This is a genomic window from Streptomyces sp. PA03-3a, assembly GCF_033792735.1.
In the GTDB taxonomy this organism is placed as follows: domain Bacteria; phylum Actinomycetota; class Actinomycetes; order Streptomycetales; family Streptomycetaceae; genus Actinacidiphila.
In genome coordinates this window covers 47,383-66,765 of the sequence record NZ_JARAVM010000035.1, presented here as the reverse complement: position 1 = coordinate 66,765, position 19,383 = coordinate 47,383, and the positions used below count along the sequence as shown (strand labels likewise).

Annotated in this window: 12 protein-coding genes; 5 read left to right on the top strand and 7 right to left on the bottom strand. The window is 67.0% G+C overall.

What is annotated here, in order from left to right; translation table 11 throughout:
- The first annotated feature begins 237 nt into the window (after positions 1-237).
- The 3 genes from PV342_RS32710 (at position 238) to PV342_RS32700 (ending at position 3,176) form a co-directional block, all read left to right on the top strand.
- A complete protein-coding gene (locus tag PV342_RS32710; protein WP_500319849.1) occupies positions 238-1,485 on the top strand; it encodes a hypothetical protein in 1,248 nt (415 codons plus the stop codon).
- A 237-nt stretch (positions 1,486-1,722) separates the two neighbouring features.
- Complete coding sequence (locus tag PV342_RS32705; RefSeq protein ID WP_500319847.1) at positions 1,723-2,352, top strand: hypothetical protein; 630 nt, start codon at positions 1,723-1,725, stop codon at positions 2,350-2,352.
- Positions 2,353-2,672: 320 nt separating this feature from the next.
- Positions 2,673-3,176 carry a hypothetical protein gene (locus PV342_RS32700; RefSeq protein ID WP_500319845.1) on the top strand — a complete coding sequence of 168 codons (504 nt, stop codon included), beginning with the start codon at positions 2,673-2,675 and terminating at the stop codon, positions 3,174-3,176.
- A 56-nt stretch (positions 3,177-3,232) separates the two neighbouring features.
- On the opposite strand, the gene PV342_RS32695 is transcribed toward PV342_RS32700, so the two are convergent.
- The gene (locus tag PV342_RS32695) at positions 3,233-4,714 is read right to left on the bottom strand and encodes a NaeI family type II restriction endonuclease (protein ID WP_500319843.1); all 1,482 of its coding nucleotides are present in this window, start codon (positions 4,712-4,714) and stop codon (positions 3,233-3,235) included.
- A gap of 191 nt (positions 4,715-4,905) precedes the next feature.
- Between PV342_RS32695 and PV342_RS32690 the strand changes: the two genes are divergently transcribed.
- Positions 4,906-5,118: a hypothetical protein gene (locus tag PV342_RS32690; protein ID WP_500319841.1), complete on the top strand. Its 213-nt coding sequence runs from the start codon at positions 4,906-4,908 to the stop codon at positions 5,116-5,118.
- A gap of 464 nt (positions 5,119-5,582) precedes the next feature.
- On the opposite strand, the gene PV342_RS32685 is transcribed toward PV342_RS32690, so the two are convergent.
- The 4 genes from PV342_RS32685 to PV342_RS32670 form a co-directional block, all read right to left on the bottom strand.
- Positions 5,583-5,852 (bottom strand): type II toxin-antitoxin system Phd/YefM family antitoxin, encoded by a 270-nt coding sequence (locus PV342_RS32685; RefSeq protein WP_500319839.1) that lies wholly within the window; start codon positions 5,850-5,852, stop codon positions 5,583-5,585.
- A gap of 450 nt (positions 5,853-6,302) precedes the next feature.
- Positions 6,303-6,869, bottom strand: a complete 567-nt coding sequence (locus tag PV342_RS32680) for a Uma2 family endonuclease (RefSeq protein ID WP_500319837.1) — start codon at positions 6,867-6,869, stop codon at positions 6,303-6,305.
- Between the two features lie 529 nt (positions 6,870-7,398).
- A complete protein-coding gene (locus tag PV342_RS32675) occupies positions 7,399-8,277 on the bottom strand; it encodes a DUF6083 domain-containing protein (RefSeq protein ID WP_500319836.1) in 879 nt (292 codons plus the stop codon).
- A gap of 180 nt (positions 8,278-8,457) precedes the next feature.
- Complete coding sequence (locus tag PV342_RS32670) at positions 8,458-8,724, bottom strand: helix-turn-helix transcriptional regulator (RefSeq protein ID WP_500319835.1); 267 nt, start codon at positions 8,722-8,724, stop codon at positions 8,458-8,460.
- 794 nt (positions 8,725-9,518) lie between these two features.
- On the opposite strand from PV342_RS32670, the gene PV342_RS32665 reads away from it, so the two are divergent.
- Entirely contained in the window at positions 9,519-11,486 is a 1,968-nt protein-coding gene (locus PV342_RS32665) for a competence protein CoiA family protein (RefSeq protein ID WP_500319833.1), read from the top strand.
- Between the two features lie 435 nt (positions 11,487-11,921).
- On the opposite strand, the gene PV342_RS32660 is transcribed toward PV342_RS32665, so the two are convergent.
- Both PV342_RS32660 and PV342_RS32655 read right to left on the bottom strand, forming a co-directional pair.
- Complete coding sequence (locus tag PV342_RS32660) at positions 11,922-12,428, bottom strand: hypothetical protein (protein ID WP_500319832.1); 507 nt, start codon at positions 12,426-12,428, stop codon at positions 11,922-11,924.
- Positions 12,429-12,431: 3 nt separating this feature from the next.
- Positions 12,432-19,343: a polymorphic toxin-type HINT domain-containing protein gene (locus PV342_RS32655; RefSeq protein WP_500319830.1), complete on the bottom strand. Its 6,912-nt coding sequence runs from the start codon at positions 19,341-19,343 to the stop codon at positions 12,432-12,434.
- Positions 19,344-19,383: the final 40 nt, after the last annotated feature.

The following is a 19,383-nucleotide window of genomic DNA, read 5'->3' as shown; positions in this document are numbered from 1 at the left end:
AGCTCGTCCGCCGTGCGGTGAGGCACCCCGTGCGTACGCGGCGGCCCCCACACAACGACTTGGGAACAGCAGCAAAACGACACCCGCCGGCGGGCCCGGCTTCTCAGCCATCGTTGACCGCAGTCGATGACGGTAGTGAAGCCCCCTCTTCGCTTGAACCACGGCCCTTGTCCGTGCCCGCTCTTACGATCAACCAGGGACCACTGCACCCCCACGACAACAGACCCAGGAGCAGCCATGCCCGCAGACCCCGACGACTTCCCAGGGTCGCTCGACGCCCACATCAGCCAGGACGGCCCCGGGCGTTACTCCATCAAATTGATCGATGAAGGAGGGCCCGGCAACACCAACTACGTGGAGACTCTGACATTCTCCCTCCCCCGCGAAGTAGGGCCCGCTACCGGAACCGACCAGGACACGCGCGTCATTCAGGTAGCAACCGACGAACTCGACGCGTACGGATACGTACCCACCTCCGACTTCAAAGGCGGCGGCAACAGCTTCTACGTGCAGATCGGCGTCACCGACTGGGGGCAAGACCGACTCTGGTACAACGAGCAGCCACCCGCAGAAAAACTCCAGATCCTGCTCGCCGAACTGCACGCCCTGGGCCTGCACAACCCGCGCGTGACCACCACCCCGACAGCCGATGCCCACGCTCCCACCGGCCTCTTCCCGGACCTGGACCCCGAGCAGCGAAACCCTACCGGCAACGGTGCAGACCAGGCCTCGATCGTCGAGTACGACGAGAAGGAACAGTTCCTGGCCGCGGTTGCCACCGAACGGCCGGCCACCGTATGTGTCGAGCGGCACCAAGGCGGCTACGCCGCGCGGTTCGAAGGCCAGGACCTGCACCATCGGGGCCTGACCGCAGCAGATCGCGATCTGCTGGCCGAGGCGGAGCAGCAAGACCAGGAACTGGCCGGCTTCACCGCGGCGTTCCGATCGGGCAGTTCGGTGCACTGGTATACCGTCCAGGCCGACCACTGGGTCGACCACCTCGAGGATCGCCTGGAAGAGCTGCAGGACCGCATCGACGCCTGGGGCGACGCAACCGCTGAAGAGCGCGCACTCCTCCAGGAACAGGGGAAGCAGCTGTACCAGACCCTGATCAACGACGACCACTTCCTCACCGCCCAGACCACCCCGGAACGGGACACCCGCGTCGAAGACCTCGCCCGCGGCATGCTCGGAACCGACTGCCCGCTGGACTCCCCGGCCATCTGCGAGGCCATCACACAAGCCCATGCCACACAGGCCGGCATCATCGCCGAGCGCAAGCAGCAAGCGGCACGCGATGCCATCCGCGAGGCAATCCCAGCCTGGGCGCAACAGCTCGCCGCCCTGCCCGACTTCCGAGCCGCCACCACCGAATCGGAACGAGCCATGCTGGCCAGCAACTTCCTGCACACTCACCACCCCCCGGCCGACACCCCCGAGTTCGTCCGCCTGCTACGCCACACAGCCGCCAACCACACCAGCTGAAACGCGTGGACGAGCCAGTCCGCGGATGCCGCCCCAGGCGCGCGCGGCGCCCGTAAGGGCTGGCAGCGTGGCCGAAGAGGCCCCTGATACACAGCCTGCGTGTGTCGTAGCCGCAGCGCCGCACGACTCGCCGCTGCACCTCCGGCCGGGGAGTGGGATGTCCTCTGTAGTGCGCCTTACAGCCGAGGAGGTAGACCGGCCAGATCGTGGCGTTCCAGGTGAGATATACAGTCCGGCATGAGCATCGCCGATACGTACATAGCCGCAGCCTCAGCAGCGTTCAGCGGCCTCGCCGCCTGGGGCGCGTGGAAAGCCTCACGCGGGGCGAACGAGGCGGCTCTGAAGGCAAACGAGACGGCCACTTCCGTTGCACAGATCGAACGGGACCGTTGGCACAGGGAACTGACACCCCAGCTCCGGATCAAACTCCAGGCTGAGCCTCACCACGTGCTGTATGTCCGCTTCGACAGCCCGGCCACGCTCGGCGAACTCAACGTTCAGCTGACCATCCGGGACGATTCCGACCGCTCTCGACTTCCGTCCCTGGCTGGCGCTCCGACACCGGAGCAGAGAGCGGAGGTGATCTGGGGGCCGTACCGATTCCGGCCCGGGGTCGATGAAGCGGACAACCTGGGCCGGTCCGTTCCGGCATTCCCCCTTCTCGCCGGCAACCGCCATAGGCTCGCCCTCGACCTGTCCTTGAAACCGTTCTGGTACGAGGGCGCCGACGGAGAACAACGCTGGCGCGGCGAGTATCGCACCGCTCCCATCCGTCTATGGGCGGTCTGCGCTGTCCAAGGCCACAAACCCTGGAAGCTCGCCTTCGCAGTGCCACAGAACGGCAGTTGGGCCCTGGGCGGAGCCTGATTCATGCCACGGGGGCCTGTCAGCGTCAGGAGCCGCGACCGGCTTGACGTCCAAGTACCCGATGCGGGCGTCGACCATCGCCCCGGCTTCACCTCGCTCATCGCCGTCTCAGTGCCGAGCCGACGGGCCTACCGTGCATGCCGATCTGTCCAGCAACCTGTGCGCCCCCAGATCATCGAGGGGCCTCTGCTCCTGCGGCTCGCCCGCGTGCGTGACCAGCTCGATGCCGTCGGCGGCGCCTACTGTCGCGACCTGCGGTAACGGGGCGCGTTGGCGCACAAGGCTCCCGACGGGCTACCGCCGTTGGCTAACGTCACTCCATGGACAAAGTGCTGATTGATGTCTTCCCTGGATCACCCGCAGAGCAGGGCTTTCCGTCAGACGCTCCCGATGCGGAAGCCGTCGTGCACATGACGTTCGATGCGGGGCACCTACTTACGCTGCTGGGAGACGTGCGTGACGACGAGACTTTCCTCCTCTTCAGAGCCGCACCGGAGCAACGCCACAAGATGAGGCCGCCTTCCCAGCTTTGGAAGCTGCCGGCTGGCGAGCTCGCCCACGCTGGTGACACGCCCGCGCTCATTGTGCTGGCAGCCACCCCCGGCGTGTGGCTTGTCCTCCGTCAGGTCATCCAAGGGATGTCTGAGCGGAATAAGGACAAGACGTTCACCGTGGTTCTTGGCGACGGAACCGAGATGAGCGCGGATGGGCACTCGGCGAAGGACGTGGAGCGGCTGCTGACAGCGGCCCAGACCCTGAGCCACGGCGCGGCTGCTCCGGCTGTCGTGGAGAGAAGTGACCCGGGGTTCGCCCCACCCGAGTGAGGGGCGGGGCGACCAACCAGCATGCCAACTACCCACCCCTGGAGCAACAGCACTGCTCAGTAGACGTATGGCGCGCTTTCGATGGGGTCGTCGGGGGCGGCGATTCTCCACTCCTCGCCGTCGATCTCGACAGAGGGAGCTTCGCCGTCGCTGGGCTGCCGGCGAACGACCCTGACGCTGACCCACTCGCCTTTGTTGGGCTGAGGCAGTCCGAGTGCTGTAGCGATCCGGGGTTGGTCTCCATGATGTCCCAGCACGAAAATGCCTTCAGTCAAAAGGTTCCTGCGGGCCTCGCGCACGCGTTTCGGGCTGTCCGGGTCCATCGCCACGGTGCGTACGGCGGAGCGGTCGAGCAGTTGCCCCTGCACGACCCGGAAAAGGTTGTTTGTGCGTCCCTGGGCATGGTCCGCGGCCACGTCATCCATGGGCGAGAAGACCCGCGCCAAAGTGCGCTGGTCAAGGTGGAGCAACACATTCCCCGGCAGCACAGCGTCCTCAAAGAGCCAATGGACGGCGTTCCTGCCAGCGACCGACAAAGCCGCTGCCCCGTCCCGGTTCGACGTGAGGCTGAGGTGTTCGGGCGCAACGGCTAGCACCCCCAGGCTCCATCGGGACTTGCTGTCGCTGGCACGTACCAGCAGGCACACGCGCCCGACGTGCTCCGGCCTCAGCATCCACGTGGAGGTCCAGGTGAAGCGCAGCGGCACATCGCGCAAGCGGCTGTCGACGGTGCGTTTCCTGAGCCCCCATGCTTGCCCGAGGAAGTGCTCGATTCTGCTGCTCAAATACGTCTTCTCGGCTTTGTGTAGCCTGGCGAGGTCGTAGCGGCCGGTCCTCTCGCCGTCCAGCACGCTGTCGAAAGCTTCTCGCAGCGAGGAAGCCGTGCGTCGCTGGAGGTCCGGGACCGCGTTCAAGAAGGTGATGACCTCCTCGGCGCTCGCGCTGTCCTTCCAGCGCAGGAGCCCGGGTGCGGTCGGCGCCGCAGGGGTCTCGCGTCGAACGCGGCCGACGGCAGCGATCTGTTGTGGCGCGATGGTGTCGGAGGTGCCGGATCTTCCCACGGTGCGCTTGGGCGGGGACGGATGCACGGATGTGTCCCGGCTGCCTGCGGCCAGGAGTTCACGGGCCTTCGTGAGCCTGTTCTCGGCGCGCTCAGCTCTGCGCCGCAGCCGTTCCATCTTCTTGTGCAGTGTGTTGATCTCGGCCAGAGCGTCGACCAGTTGCCGGTCCGTTGCAATCGACTGCTTGCGCGGGGTGCCCCCGGCGGTGACCGCGGCACCACGGGCGTCTGCCAGGAGCTCCGCAACCCGTTCCCTCACCTGCTCTTGGCGGCCCTCCTCCGTGCAAATGGCGATGATGGCGTAGATCAGGCGCGGCTCGTTCTGCAGGCCTATCCCTTTGAGGCGCTTTGACAGCGTCTGGTACCCGGGAAACCGCGGCCCCTCCCAGGGCTCGGCCTTGAGCTTCTCCGCCAAGCCGCGTAGCCCTATTCCGCTTTCGTCAATCACCTCACGCAGCAGCACAACGATGCTGCTCATGGGAGGGCTCAGGTCTTCCATCGGCGCCCACGGGTGGCCCCGCCTCCGCCTGTTACCCACGACTCCCCCTTGATTTGATCGCATCAGTATGGCATTTGATTCGCTTGATCAAAAGATCAAACTTTCTCGCCGATCACCCGGCCCGGCAAGCTGGCCATGTCGCCAAAACCCCAGTAGGCCGAAGGAAATTGATGCGTCAGACCTACGTGAACCTCTGTGCCCTCGCTCTCATCGTTGTGGCGACCGTGGCGTTGATCACCCTGGGGCTTTCCTCCGAGCAGATCATCGCCGTCAGCACGGCCGCAGGAGTGCTGTACACGGCCTGGCATCAAGCCAACAGCCGACAGCCGACACGCGGAGAGGAAGGCGCCGACGCTCAAGACGAGCAACGGGATGCGTCCTAGAAGGGCCTGGGGGTCAGTGTGGGGACGGCTTCTGTGCGCCCCGCACTGACCGCCGAACAGATGCCACAGGGGTTACACCGAGACTGACGCCAATCTGGCGCTGCCGGACTGCGGGCTTGATGCGGTCCCGCACGCCCTGACGCCGGGCCGAAGTCCCATCCGCTCTTCGAACCCGCCCGGCTCCCCCGGGATACCTGCACCGGGCCCTGCGACTGTGCTGATTGAGGCTCAGGGACAGGCGGTGTCGCTGCGGAGGAAGGCCTCTCCCAGGGGGCTGAGGGTATGCAGTATGGCGCTGCCGGTGCGGGTGGTGGTGATCAGGCCGGCGTTGCGCAGGACGGTGGTGTGCTGGCTAGCTGAGGGTAGGGAGACGCCAGCGTGTTCGGCGAGCGTGGTGGTGTGGGCACTCGTCCGTGACCGACGGTGCCCAAAGCACACCAGTAGTCACCAGCGCGGCTTGACCATTAGGAAGCGTAAGGATCACCCGGCTCTTGATCGGCAGTGGCATCGTGGTCAGCCCGGAACGCGTCCAGCGAAACATCCGGGGCGGCCTTGGACATGGCGGCGAACTCGCCGCGGGGAATGAACCGCCGACGCCGCCGCAGCGGAACCAGCTCACCGATGCGGTGGCCGTCCCGGGTGATGATGAATGTCTGGCCGCCTTGAACAGCGTCCATGATCTCTTTCGACCTGGTGCGCAAATCGCGCTGGGTGATTTCCGGCTGCGCTGTCATACCTACCGCCATAATCTTCGGGGTGGCACCTGGTGCTATCAGGTAGCACCAGGTGCCACCATGATGGCTCCCCGGGCACGCCGGGACGGCACCGCCGCAAGTCCAGCGAAGGAGGAGGGCGCTGCAGCGGCAGCCGTTGGTACTGCCGCCGCGGTCGGGGCACGACCCCGGGCGAGACCACGGGGCAGGGTGAAGCTTGGAGCGTGGGTCCAGGCGCAGCGCCTCGTCTGGAACCAGCTGCTGCCCGCGCGAGCCTGGATGTTTCAGAACATGCTGCGTCTCAGCCCGGCAGACCCCGACGAGCGTCCACCGCCGCCTCGATCAGTAGAGCCGACCACGCGTTGGCCATGCGGAGCAGCCGGTTCACGCGCTCCGCCGTCCACTCGGTATCCGCGGACGCGGTGTCTGGCTCGATGGCTCGGTGTGCGGTGCTGTCCTTTTCTGGGCTGGCTACTGCTTCACCAGTTGGGCTGGATCAATGTCGAGAGGGATGGGCTCGGTTACGGCGGTGGTCTGGCCGGGTGGGACCTGGCGGTCGACGTAGTTGCCGCCTTCGAGGCGCCCGAGGTGCAGCCGCGGCGCGGGGTCCAGCTCCAGACGCCAGTAGTGAGGAATACCGGCCGTCGCATACAAGGCTGGTTTCAGCGTCCGGTCGGTGACCCTCGTGGCCGCCGAGGCGATCTCGACGGCGACGGCGACGTCGCGGGCGTTCAGCATTGCATCAGTGTCGGCCGCGGCCTCGAGGTCGGCCACTACCAGGTCGGGAATGAGCAGCCCGTCGGGTACGGCGACGTTGACTGCTGCCAGCACCTGCCAGGGCTGCGCCGGCCGGGACTCGATGGCCGTGGCCAGGAGCACCTGTAGTCGGTGGCGGGCCCGCTGATGGGGAATATCGGGGTTCGGGGTCATGAGTAGGGCACCACCGACCAGTTCGATCCGGTGGTGCGAGTCTTCGGGCAGAGCCAGGACCTCCTTGACGGTCCACGGCCCGCAGCGATCGACTGTCTCGGCGCTCACGCCCCCTCGGCTGTTCAGGCTTCCTTTCGCCAGTGTGACCCAGCGCAGTGCAGCGCGGTGCCGGACACTCCGGCCGGTTGGGGTCGGCCCCTGTCCGCCGGAGGGCTGGCTCGGGATACGGTGCTGCGCCCCGGGCCGCGGGTCGGCGGGCAGACACAGGCCGCCGGCCCCGCCGCGTCCGGTCGGGTGTGGACGCTGCTGGCTGCTCCCGCCGAACGCCGAGCAAGTAGCCACCACGTCGGCGGACGCGTCAGCGGTCGCGTGACGCCTGTTCCGTGCCGACGGTGACGGGTCAGCTCGACGCAGCGGCGGATGCCGGGTTGGTTGCCGGGTGGACATTTCCGGCGGGTGATCGTTGATCCAGGTCAGACCGCCGCAGTGGAGGCGGGTACGGGCGCGGGTGACGGCGGCCAGGAGCGGGGTAGCGAGGTTTCCACGGCAGGGTCTGCGGGCGGGGCGTGGTCGCAGCGGCCGCCGGGCTCGCGCGAGCGGGGCAGCCAATCGGAGCGGTCGCTCGAGGGCAGGGGGTTCATCCCGGGTCACGGCGCGGGGCGGGCGACGAGTCAGGAAGCTGGTCGCGGATGTGCTGACGGTGGCGGCCCAGGTCGAAGGGTTCCCATTCAGTGCGCGCGTGGTCCGCAGCCTCGTCGATGGCCGCGTGTGTCGGGCAGCGCTGCTTGTGCCACCGCAGCTGCTCCGCGTAAGGCAGACCGGTCAGGTCGTAGACCGCCATCACCTCCCGTTCGGCCGGCAGCCTGCTGTCATCGGGGCGCAGGAGCGGGTCCACGGGTTCCAGTCGCCACGTACCGGGCAAAGCTTGCGGGTCCGGGACCGGCAGAGCACAGCGGCGGCGGGTACGGGTGTGCGCCACACACTGAAGATCCTCCAGCGCGCCGGGCGCGAGGAAGCGGGAGTAGAGCAGGCCGACGACCGGGCGAACAGGCGGGAGTGGCGCGGGTGGGGCGGGCTCCTCCTCGGGACGTGGCGTGAAGACCCCGGCGTCCTGGAGTCGGCGCGAGGTCAAGCCCAGCGCCCGCTGTGTCTCCTGCAGCAGCAGGCTGCGATTGCGGGCCGGGTCGGCCGGGCACACGGCGTGATGTCGTACCCGGCACCAGGCACTCCCGTCATGGGAAGCATGGGCAACCCCGGAGGAGACATGCCAACGCTCCCCCGGCGGAACCGACCCTGCGGGCAACTCGTCAGGATGGAGCGGAACAGGAGTGTTGCCCGGGCGCTGGTACCACTCCACCCGGTTCCTGCAGAAGTCGCAGCGGCCGCCCTGCGCGGAACGCAGCAGCCGGCTCGGGCTGTCCGCGTCAATACGCAGCGTCCGGCGCGGCCGGTAGTTCTTCCGGCTGCCGTCCCAGGAGAAGTCGTCGTCAGCGAAAGAGTTGTTCGTCGAGCGCATGACCGCAGACGATGGCGGCCGACACGCTACACGTGGGCTGACCAGGCCGCTGGGGTCACCTTGGCAGCCGCACCAGTCGTGCTGGAGTTCGTTTCGTCGTCCACGCGTTCGCTACCGATCGCCGTTTCGGGTGACGTCGCTCCATGCGGCCGTGAGAGCCCTTGAGGCTTGCGAGGCCGGTCAGGTGGCTGGCTGGGTGGGGGGTTCGTGGCCTGCGCAGAGGGTGCCGAAGAGCTGGTCGAGCGGGGCGCCGAGGGCATGGGCGAGAGCGTGCCAGGTGGCGAGGGTGCCGATCGTGCGGCCCTGTTCGATCTCGATCAATGTGCGGCGTGACAGACCTGTTCGGGCGGCGAGTTCGTCGTAGGTCCAGCCGCGTTCGGCCCGCAGTCGTGACAGCTCCTGGCGGAGCGCGTCGAGGTTCGGGTCGGGCGGCGGAGTGATCGTCACCGCTCTATCGCACGGTGCAGCACCCTGCCCTGTCAGTGCAGACCTCTGCCCTATTTGCCTGGCCGACACGACCGAAGAACAGGGCAGACGTCTGCACTACCGTGCCGCCACCGGTACTCCCCCAGCCTCACGGGGGTCGGCAGAACCACTCACCACCACGCAGGGAGGGCAGCTCGTCATGGGGCACGGCACGGTCTTCCGCACGGTCAGGCGCACCTGGACACTCGAGGTCCGACCCAGCCCTGGCGGACAGACCTTGGCTTGCCCGCACTGTGGCCGCGTCCCCGTCGATCCGGGGCCTGCTACGACGCGGGCAGTCGTCCTGAACCACCTGGCCGAACATGCCCGAGCCGAGCCGCTTCCCGGTCATCTGCGGACCTGCCGGTGCGGCGAGCTCGGCTGCCGCTGGCATCCACGCCACCGCGGCTGCGACGGGACGATCCTCCTGCTCCTGAGCTGCAGCGCCGGGGGCCGCATTTGGCGCCTCACCGATGCATGCCAGGCCTGTTTGGCTGTCACGGATCACGCCGCCGCGGTCCCTGAGCCCTGCGCATCCGTGGGAACGGCCGACGAGACGGCTTCCCGTCACAGGGAGTCGCTCACAGTCGGAGCCCAAGAACTCGACGCCGATTTCTACTGGCACGACGGTGCGCTGTATGAGCAGATCTAACGCCAGGGGCCATCCGGCGCGGGTTCACGTACGAGGGAAGCCCGCCGCCCCACCGAGAACCGTTCCGCACACCGGGGCAAATCCGGGCGGCCGGAGAACTACCAGCACCTCGAAGGAAGGCCCTGTGGGCTCCGAGAACAGGCCGGCATCCGGCGACCTCAACGCGTTCCTGACCGACGTCGAGCTCACTCAGGCCCATGCCATCGCCGGGATCATCAGCCGGGCGCTGGCCCGCCAGTTCGCCAAGCGACTGCGTCGGCTGGGCAGGCAGTTCCAGGACCGTCCCCGTCAGGCCGCCGCTATGAAGCGATGGCTGGTGAAGCTTCCACCCGACCGCCTCTCGCTCTTCGCCGAGCTTTCTGCCTTCGAGGGTGCAGCCCTCCTGATGCCGCCCGCCGATGCCGGCGAACGGGACTGGCAGACAGCGGCATCCATCATCGACGTCTATCCCGGCATCATCCCGGCCTCTCAGGACACCCGCGCGCGACAGCTGCTCAGCCTGCGGTCAACAGCCCAGCAGCGTCAGGAAATCGCCGCCCAAGGCCTACCCTTCCTGCGGGACCGCCCCGGGCCCCTGACGCCGTCGGATCCCAGGTACGCCGCGGCAGACGTACGGTGCGGCGCCCGGCCACGACACTGCCGCCGCCCGGCCTGGAGTGACTGGGGGGAGCGAGCGCTCGCATTGCTCTGCAATGGCGCCACTGATCCGCTGACCGAACTTTGCCGTCGCCCGAATCACGCGACCTCGCGCGCGGACCACAACACGAATTCGGACGCGGCCTCGCCGGCACTCTTCCCTGCACACGTGCGGCGCTTTACGGTCAATCGCATGGCCAACGGGGTTTTCCATACTAAGTACGGCATAAAGATCAATCTGACTCGCGATGATCTGGGCCACCCGGAACGGCCCGGGCTACTCGAGGAAATCACGCAGTCAGTCGGACAACGAGCCCGGGATCTTCTGCAGTGCCTGAGGGATTACGACGGCGGCCAATGCCAGTGCGCACTGGCTGACAAGACGCCTTGGATGTTCGTACGCCGGCAGCGCCGCGGCGGCACCGTGGCTTGGGTGGCGGCCCACCTGCCGCTCACCCATGTCGCTACGCCACAGGAGAGCGAGAAGCACAAGGCGATGAAGGAGCGGATCGCTCGCACCGCGTCCCGGCACGGGCTCCAGGTGCAGACCGAGGCCCGGTCCGAAGACGGCAAGGTGATCACCGACGTACTGGTGACCGGAGCGGGCGGAAGTGTCGGATGGGAAGCGCAGTACTCCCCCGTCAGCGCCAGCACCGTACGTCGCCGCTCCGCCAACGCCAGAACCCTCAACATCGCTCCGCTGTGGGTGACCGGGGACGAGACCTCCGCCCTGATCGACCGAGTGCCCTGGACCCGAGTGGACAACGTGCCCTGGCAACGCATTGCCTCCCCCCTGACCATGATGATCCGTGGCGGCGTGCGGCACCTGCAGATCTGGAAGTGCACCCCCGTCAGCGAGCGCACCTGCCCAGAAACCGGGCACGCCTGCGGCAGATGGCACAGCGGCTGGTTCCTGCCCGCCCTGTGCATCCCACAGGAACGCGCCACCTCCCTGGACGAACTCGTCGTCACCAGCGCAGACGGCGAACACCTCGCCGTGCGCGCCCGAAACCGGCACGACCCCAAGCGGATCTCTTACCTGTGGGCCCTCGCCCGAGATGTACGGCAGTGGCAGGAGCTCACCGGCGAGAGCGACAGCCCGCCCGAGTCCGGCCCGGACGACGAGCCGGTCACCTACGCCGAGCAGGACCTCGACAGTTCCTGCCGCTACGGTGAGGAGCGATACGGGACCAGCGATCCTCGTCCCCGGCGCGAGATGGCCTCAGCCATCGGCCTGCACACCTTCGACGAGGCCCACGACGCCACCCACCGCCAGCCGAGCCGCCCCATTCAGCTCCGGCTGACTCCTCGCGAGCGCTCAGCGGTTGCCACCCAGCTGAAGTGTCCGCCCTGGGAGATCGGCCCATGCATGCTGTGTGCCGCCCCCATCCATCGCTACGGACCACGCAGTCCCCTCGTCTGCGCATCCTGCCGCTCCAGCTCCCCGATTCCCTAGGCTGGCGGGCTCCGGTCCGGCCGTCCTCCAGTGAGCCGCTGATCGCCGACGCAGAGGTCATCGAAGCGGAACTCACGGCCGCGCAGGAAGAAGACAGGGAGCCTGATGCCGGCCTCCTGCGGCGTACCTGGCTGCAGATGCACACTCAGGCCGAACCTGCGGCCATCGCCGTGGCCGGCAGCGCAACCGCATCGCTGGTCACTCAACTCGGCCACTTGTTCGGAGTGGCCTGACGCAAGCCCCGGCAGCCGGGCCATACCGAGTGGCCGTCGACACACCACTCCAAGGGAGTTGACCAACACAGCTCGCCCTGTGCCCACAGACAGAGTGCCCCACTGGCAGCAGCCAGTGGGGCACTCTGTCTCATCAGCCAGACCGAAGCGACGCTGGCATCTCATGACGCGTCGTCCGCAAAGGCCTCAACTGCACCGCCTCCTACATGCGCTTCTCGCCGTCATCCGAACCGAATTTCACTCGCCACGGTGTCGATCTGAAGCGCTCGTCGCCTTGAGCCCAATAGCCGCGAGCCATTTCGACGATCGTGGCAAATTCAGCGGATCTCACAACGGAGATCAGGGTAGGACCCACCAGGGATCCGCCCTCGTACGGTCGAGCCAGCATGGTAACGCTGCCCTCGTAAACATAGCCTTGGATGAGCCATCGATCCAGTGACTCCGTGAGAGACAAGGTTGCAGGATCGTGGAGTTCCTCCTCGGATAGCAACACCGCCAGGACGACGTCCGGGTCCTCGGAAAGTAGGCTGAGCCTCTTATCCGAAAACCACGGAAGGTCCCCCAATTCCTCGAAGGCCCCGTAGGCAAAGCCCGAGTCAGCGGCCCCGACCAACCTACCGTCGATGATCAATTGAAATCGGGACTCACCCGAACTCGCTACCCGGTCGACAAGAAGGCCAAATCGACCGTCGTTGGTCAGAAACCTCAACCCTTAACCCCTTCTGACCGAAATCGGAATATCATCCAGCGGAATAGGAACCGACGTCCCGGACTTTGTGACCCCATTACTACTTCCACTGAAATGCCAGACATCGTCGGTGTGCTGGGAGTAACGGTAGTATACGGCCTTTCTCCCGGAACCGATCTTCGTCCAACGCACCTTGCCCACCTGGACACTGTTGGCAAACTGTTGTTCCGCATCAGCCGGCAATACCCCCTTGGCGGGGTTATACGGATTGGGTCCGCCTACCGGGTCGTGATGTCCCGGATTCTCATAAATGGGCCCACACGTCTGTGAATTGTGAACAAGCACCGGCGTAGCCCCCGCCAGCACATAGTACGTGTGGAGATCCGCGACGGTGAGGTTGTACATGTCGCGGTCACCGAGGCGGATCGTCACCTTGACGACGCGAACCTGGGTGTTGTCGACGGTGTTGAGTGCGTCGCCAGCCTTCAGTTTCCCTGCGGGTACCCACGTGCGGCGGGTGTCGTTCCAGAAGGGGTGCTTGGCGGTGGTGTGGAGGGTGATGACGGCGCCGTCGGCCTGGCGGATTGCGACGTCTACCAAGTCGTAGTCGTGGTTGACCAGGGTGGCTGTGACGGTGTGGCCTTCACGGTGCTTTCCGGTGTCGGGGTCTGCCGCTTCGACCTTGTCGCCCTTCTTCACGGTGGCGATGGGCTTGGTTGTGCCGTCGTCCATTAGGACCGGCGTGTCGGAGGTGAAGCTGCAGCCCTCCTTGAGGGCTGAGGCGACCTCGCGACTGGCGCTCGCTGTCTCCGCTTCGAATCCGGCAAAGGCCAGGCGTTCGATGGATGCTTCGCCGGCGGTGAAGATGGTCGCCGCGGTCCAGGCGCAGGCCTCGCTGTCTCCGTGTGCGACGCAGTTGTACGCGTCGACGAGCGGTGAGATGAGGACGCTGGCGGCTGTGAGGGCAGCCGTCTTCCTTATTTCGTTGTAGGCCTCGCCGAATTCTTCCGGGGCATAGAATCGAACGCCGAACTCGTCGTGGCCGATGTAGACCTGGCGATTGTTCTTGGCTTTTTGCTCGACCTTTTTCTTTTTGGCCTGGTAGGTGACCGTCGCACTCCAGCTCTTCCTGGGCTTGCCGAAGTAGATGTGCTGGACCTTGAAGGTGTGCTTTTTCCCGGTCGACTTCTTGGGGGTGACGATGGTGTATTGCCAGTCGCCAGGGCCGCCGGTCCAGTACTCCTGGCTCCCGCCGCCGCAGCGGCCGCTGCACGCGCCCTCGGGTCGTTGCCCCGAGGGGTCCGACAGGGTGAGGGGGTTGTTGTTGCTGTAGGCGTAGCCGTTGAGGGACTGGGGGTCGGCGCTGGCCAGGATCGGGTCGACGCTGATGAATCGGCCGGTGGTGGGGTCGTAGTCGCGGGCGCCGAGGTGGGTCAGGCCGGTTGCGTCGGTGGTTCCTCCGATGAAGCCGTGGCTGCCGGCCCAGTTGGCGGGCTTGGCACCGCGGTCGGTGCCGAACGGCGATGTGTAACGCTGGGTCAGGGCTCCGGTGGTGGCGTTGATGTTGCTCACGCCGGTGCCGTGGTGGTCGTCGACCTCGAAGGTGACCTGATTGCTGTCGCTCCGGACGGCTGTCGCGCCGGCGAGGCCGTAGTAGCGGGTGGCGGTGGCGGCGGTGGCACCCTTGACGTAGTTGATCTCGGTGCCGCCGAGGTACAAGGTCGTGTTCTCGGCGGACGGGTTGCCCGTGTCGAGGGTGTGGGCGGTCAGCCGGCTGCCGTCGGAGCCGTAGACGTAGTCGGTGGTCTTGGTGCTGGTGCCGCTGCTGGTCTTGACGGTGTCGACGACCTTGTCGAGGTGGTCCTCGGTGCCCCAGGTGAGGATCTGGTCGCTGGTCTGGCCGAGGGCAGGGTGGAGGTGCCGTTCGGTGGTGTTGCCTGCGTCGTCGTACAGGTAGCTGTCGGTCGTCGGCGCGCCGATGTTGCCGACGATCGTGGTGACGCTGTCGAGCTCGTGGTCGCCGCCCGCCGGGTAGGTGTAGGCGCGGGTGGTGTCCTTGGACGGGTCGCCGGACAGGTCGTGCTGGGTTTCGCTCTTTCGGGTTCCGTCGGGGTTGTAGCTGTAGCTGGTCCAGTAGGGCGCGACGGTGCCGAGCTTGCTGCTGTCGGGGGTGGTGCCGCAGGTGGCGTTGGTGGTGGTCCAGGCGTTGGTGAGTCGGGCGAGACCGTCGTAGTTGAAGCACTGGTTGTCGGTGCCGGTGCGGGCGGTGTTGGTCAGGGCCGTGATGTTGCCGGCCTTGTCGTAGGTGTAGGCGGCGGCGCGTGCGGCGCCGGTGACGCCTTCCTGGTCGGTACGGCTGCTGGCCAGTCGCTGGGTGCCGTGCTCGTAGGCGTTGGTGATCCAGGTGCTCTTGCCCGCGGTGGCCATAAGGGTGGACTGCGTGGGCTTGCCGGTGAGGCTGTAGGCCTGGTCGGTGAGGTAGCTGACCAGGTTGCTGGTGACGGTGTCCAGGCGGTGCTGGGCGTCGTAGGTGTAGGCGACGCTTTCAGCGGCCAGGGCTCCCGCGGCCGGGTAGCTCACCGACTTGACGGTGCCGTCGAGGTTGTAGGTGGTGCCGAGGATGTAGCTGCCGGCGAGCTTTTCCTGGCCGGATACGGAGGGCACCACGACGGTGGTGCGGGCGGGCCGGTACAGCGCGTCGTACAGGCTCGGGGTGGAGGTGTACTGGTACGTGGTCCCGCCGATGGTGGCGTAGCGGGTGGAGGTGCCCGGCATGCCCTTGTTCCCGGCGGGGTCCCAGGCCTGCTTGGTCAGCAGGGGGCCGGTCTCCGAACCGTCGTGGGTCTCGGTGACGCGGGAGAGGTTGTCGTAGACAAAGGCGACGGTCTTGTTGCGGCCGTCCTTGACCTTGGTCTGTTCACCGCGGTCGTTGTAGGTGGGTGTGGTGGTGCCGGAGTCAGGGTCGACGGCCTTGATCTGCCGGCCGAGCTGGTCGTAGGTCCAGGTCCAGGTGGCACCGGCGGAGGTCAGGCGGGTGAGGTTGCCCGCCGGGTCGTAGCCGTAGTTGGTGGCCTGGTAAGGGCCCGTGGCGGTACCGCTCTTGTCGGTGTACTCACGCAGCTCTGTGGCGTGGCCGTCGGCGTCATACAGCGTGGTGGTCGGAGTGCCGCCGTCCGGGGGGATCACTGTGGTGCGGTCGCCACCATAGATGGTCCTCGTGTTGGAGATCGGTGTGCCCATGCCGTTGCCGGCGAGCAGCGTGGTCTTGGTCTCGCGTCCCAAACCGTCGTACTCGGTGGCGGTCTGCGAGTCGAGGTTGGCGACGTCCTCGATCTTGAAGAGAGTGCTGCTGGGCGCGCCGCTAGCGTAGTAGGGCGCGTAGGTCAGGACGGGCTGGCCGCGGTCGTCGTAGAAGGTGTCGGCGATCAGGCGTCCGCCGCCGTCTCCGGGTGCCTGCACTTCGCGGGTGCGGCCGAAGCCGTCCAGCAGGGTGTAGGTGGTGTCCTGGGTGCCGTCGTTGTTGAGGGTGGCGGCCGCGGTGGCGGCGATCTTGCCTTCGGTCAGGTTGTAGGTGAACTGCTGGTTGGGGGTCTGGTTGCTGGCCTTGGAGCGGTTGGGCAGCCAGACCTTCACGATGCGGCCGAGGGCGTCGTAGACGACGTCGGTGCGCAGGGTGTTGGCGTCGACGGTGGTGGTGGGCAGGCCGCGCAGCAGGTCGAGGGTCGTGGTGGTGGTCTGGGCCGTGGTCGAGGAGCCGACGACTGCGGGCGGAGTGGTGACCTTGACCTGGGTGGGGCGGCCGGTGGCCGGGGTGTAGGCCGTGGTGGTCGTCCGCGGGTTGCTCTGGGCGGTGGTGACCGGGCCTGGGCTGCCGGTGGTGTCGAAGACCGTGGTGGAGGCCAGGTCCGTGGTGGTCAGGTCGCGCCCGTACTGGTCGTAGGTGGTGGCGTCGTCCAGGTAGGTGGCTTTGGTGCCGGTGATGTCCTTGAGCGTCTCGGTCACGCTCGGGTGGCCCTTGGTGGGGGCGGTGCCGTAGGCCTGGCCGTCGTAGCGGATACGGACGTCGGACAGGACGGCGGAGGTGCCGTCGGCCTTGGTGGTGCGGTCCACCGTGGCGGAGCACTTGGCGGCGACGGTCTCGGTGTGCTCGGGGGTGTCGAGGATCCAGGCGGTGGTGTTGTCGGCGTAGGTGGTGCGGATGCACCGGTCGTCGACTGCGGTCGCCTGGTCGCCGAAGTCGTCGGTCTGTGTCGGGCGCCCGTAGGCGTCGAAGCTGGTGTCGGTGCGGGTTTCCCGCCACTGGGCGCCGTCACCGTCGTCGAGTGAGGTGAAGGTGCGGGTGGTCCCGGTTCCGGTGAGGTTGGCGGTGGTCGTGCCCCAGGAGCGGACGCGCTTGGCGGTCTCCTTCTTCCAGGGGGCGTTGACCGTCTTGTTGAGGATCTTCCCGCCCGGTCCGCTGTAGGTCTCGGTGCGGTACTCGAAGCCGGCCCAGGCCGGGTCGTCGGTGAGGGTGGTGCCCTGGCCGTCGGGGACGGTGACGGTGCGGGTCTTGGTGGCGTCGGTGGGGTCGGTGCGGTCGCCGTTCATGCCGCGCAGGAAGTAGTGGTCGTCCTGCGTCTTCATGGTGTCGACGCCGCCGGTCTGGACCCGGGTGTGGGCGTAGCCGCGCCACTGGGACCAGGTCTTGAGCTTGTCCTTGGTCAGTCCCTCGTCGTCGTCGAAGGCCCAAGCCGCGTCACCGAGGTAGGTGTAGTTGGTGACCTGGTCGGGGGATCCGCCGGTGCGGTCGGTCAGGAGGACGGCGTCGACGACGTACTTGTTGAACCACTCTGTGGTGGCGGCGACCTCGTTGGAGGGCTGGTAGATCTGCGGGAAGCAGCGGGTGGTGTTGCTCTGCGGTGTGGGCAGGTGGTCCGCGTCGCATGCGGCCGCGGAGTAGTTGATGTCCGTCTGGGCGCCGAGTTCGTCGTCGATGGTGCTCAGGCGCTGCTTGATGAACGGCGATCGCCCGTCACCGACCTTGTCCAGCCGGTTGACCATCGCGGTGTAGCTGAGGGTGGTCTTCGGAAGGGTGATCGACGTGGTCGCGTCGGATCCGGTGTGCTGGATGGAGTCCAGCAGCAGCTGGTACTCGGCGCCGGAGGTGCCCCACTTGTGGCCAAGAGCCCAGGAGTCGATGTCCTTGTAGGTGCCGTCGGCCTGCAGGGTCTGAGCGGTGACCTTGGTCAGCCGGGTGCGGGTGAAAAAGGCCGGGGAGAACTGGGTGGTGCAGTCGGTGCCGGCCTTGCAGTTCAGGTCCCAGGGCGTGTCGTACCAGTACTGGCGCTGGGTGTCGATGGTGTCCGGGTCGCAGGTGACACCCGGCTGCGGCAGGCAGCGCTCGGCAGTGCCGAAGGTGACCTTGGCCATCGGCTTGACCGTGCTCGAGTAGATGTCGGCCTTCTGCTGGCCGTACTCGATGTGGTCCACCACGCCGCCCCGCACATAGGGGGTGTCGTCGGTGGCCTTGAGGTTGCGGCCGTAGGAGTTGGTCTCCTGCTTGTACCAGTAGGTGATGTCGTTGCCGTCGGTGTCCAGGACGTAGTCCAGGTTCCACCGCCAGCCCTGCTGGCACCAGGAGTCGGCGAAGGCAGTGGCGTGGCAGGGTTCGCTGCTGTCGTCGCCGAAGACGGGCACGGTGTAGACGGACTGGGTTTCGGTCTTGCCGGAGGCCCAGTTGGGCAGGCGGTTGTAGCCGAAGTAGTACTGGGTGCCGTCGGTGGTGGTGGCGATGAAGTACTCGCCGTCGTTGTCACCGTTACCGCGGGCGGTGTCGCGCTTGCGGACAACCTTGGTGTTGTCGTCGCCCTTGATGCGCCATTCGTCGGTACCGACGGGTATCAGTTCACCGGAGTGCCCGTCGAAGCTGATGGTGGCGTTGTCATAGCCCCAGCACAGGTCGCCGGGCTCGACACCATTGGTCTTGACGCCGTCGTCGCCGCACGCCTTGTAGGCACGCTCGATGAAATTGGAGCCGATGTCGAAGCCGTCACCGGCCCAGGACGACTGGTTGTTGCTGTTGGCGGTACGGCCGTCAAGGGCGCCGGAGTCGTAGGCCAAGCCCACGGTAGGCGCGAGTTCGCCAGGTACCGACGGCATCGGCATGGCGTACGACCACGAGAAGGAACCGGTGTTGAGCTGCGTCTTCCAGGTAGAGGAAGAGCTCAGCGGGCTGGCCTTGTAGTCGCCGGTCGGGCCGGATGCACTGGCGGTGACCGCCAGGACGGTCATGGCAATGACGCCCGCCGACTGTGTCTTGGCGGCAGGCACGGCCACGGCGTCGGCGGTCACCGTCTGCTGCTCGGGGTTGTTGGCTCCGGGCAGCTCGGTGGGGGTGTGACAGGCCGGCTTGTCGGGGGTGGTGAGGACGCAGGCCGGGAGCTGGACCATGCGCAGGCGCGCGCCGTAGCTGGCGCCGCCAGCCTGCGCGAAGCCGCTGTAGTCGACGGTGACCTTGGCGGCACCGGCCGTGGTGGCGGTGGTGTCGGCGCCGGTGACGGTCAGCAGGACGCCGTCGACGCCGGCCTTGTGGGCTGCGTCGCGGCCCAGGACGCGGACGGTCGCCTTGCCGGGGGTGTTCGCGGCCGTGGTCTTCTTTGTGCCGTGTTCGCTTGCCGCGTTATGGCGGTGTGTGGCGGCACCGACGGTGACGGGCAGGCCGGTGGCACGGTGCGGTGTAGCCGCCAGGTCGACGTCGGCCGCGCCGCTGCGCGGCCAGATCACCTTGGGCGCCTTGGGCGGCTTCGGCTTGTGGTGCTTACGTGCCTTGACGTGGGTGTTGGCGTGGCCGGGGACGGGCTTGTCGGCGGTGGGGATGGCCGGCCTGCCGGTGCTGGCTGCTGCCGGGATCGCCTGCGGCAGAGCTTGCAAGAGCGATGCCGCCAAGGTGGCGGCCACGACAGTGGCGATCGTCGATGCTCTGCGGCCTGTTGGCCGA